The organism is Aquimarina mytili, assembly GCF_016735115.1.
Classification (GTDB): Bacteria; Bacteroidota; Bacteroidia; order Flavobacteriales; family Flavobacteriaceae; genus Aquimarina; species Aquimarina mytili.
Genome location: NZ_JAERQJ010000026.1, coordinates 1 through 1,500 on the forward strand (window position 1 = coordinate 1; position 1,500 = coordinate 1,500).

General features: G+C 37.7%; 1 protein-coding gene. It reads right to left on the bottom strand.

All coding sequences use genetic code 11. From position 1 onward, the window contains the following. Window positions 1-1,500, bottom strand: a 1,500-nt coding sequence (locus JJQ60_RS21850) for a non-ribosomal peptide synthetase (protein ID WP_201924770.1), incomplete at both ends; no start/stop codon positions are given.

Below are 1,500 nucleotides of genomic sequence, written 5' to 3' on the forward strand. Positions count from 1 at the left end.
ATCTAACTCCTCTGAAGCTGTATAGTAACACACTAAATACTGATCTCCTTCTTTCTCATTAACTGTCAATATCGCCTCATCCAAATCCGTAAACCCGCGTAACTGATTCTCGATCTCTCCTAACTCTATCCTAAAGCCTCGTATCTTTACCTGCTCATCTATTCGTCCCAAAAACTCTATACTACCATCGGCCAACCATCTAGCTAAATCACCAGTCTTGTACATACGTTGATTAGACAGATATGGATTCTCTACAAAACGTTCTCTGGTTAACGCTTCATTATTAAGATACCCCAGAGCCAAAGATTCACCACCAACATACAGCTCTCCAACAACACCTATCGGTAAAAGCTCCTTATCCTTACCTAAAATATACGCTTGAGTGTTTTCAAGGGGCCTTCCTATGGGGATTGTAGCCTCTTCTGAAACAGAATCAACCCGGTGTATCGTACTAATTACTGTAGCCTCGGTTGGACCATAAGCATTAAACAAAGTATACTCCTTGCATAACCTAGCTGCTAGATGAGTCTTACACACCTCTCCTCCAACCATAATAGTTCTTAATCGATCATGAGAACCTAACTCTATATTTTCTAAAAAGGTAGGTGTTGCCAATAGACATGTAACTTTATGTTTAGCCAAATACGCATTAAAATCACTACTGTTAAGCATCGTTGATTTATCGATCAACACCAAACCAACTCCACTCAATAATGCAGTCCATATTTGTTCTACAGAAGCATCAAAAACAACTTCTGAAAGCTGTAAAATCATATCATCATCCTGGAGATCATACCTGGATTGTTGTGACCAGATCAGATTAATCACTGATTGATGGCCTACTTTAACACCCTTGGGAACTCCTGTAGAACCTGATGTATAAATAACATAAGCAGCATCTTGACTCTCTATATCAACCGATAAATTCTCCTCTGAATAAGCTTTGATCCCTGAAATAGTTAAGGTAGTAATCGCATCTTGATACGCTTCTACTCTACTCTTCTCTGTAAGCAATACTAATGCATCACTATCTTTAAGACTATGCAATACTCGTTGTCGAGGTTGATTCCCATCTAAGGGAAGGTATACCCCTCCGGCCTTTAAAATACCAAGGATACCAACAATCATATCAATCGAACGATTAAGCATCATACCCACAACATCACCTTTCTTTACTCCATTATCCAAAAGGTAATGAGCCACAATATTTGAACGCTTGTTAAGCTCATAATAACTAAGACGGGTGTCTCCTAAAATTAAAGCAGTCTTAGTAGGAGAACTAACAACTAAAGACTCAAATACCGAAACAATCGTAGCCGATTGAGGATAAGGCTTGTAGGTATCATTAAACTCATAAACAAGTTGATTCTGCTCTTGTGTAGACAAAATATTAATATCACTAAGCTTGATATCTACATTAGCAATAATAGAATTTACAATACGCTTATAATAACTAATAAACCTCTCGATAGTATCAGAACTAAATAACTCCGTAGAATA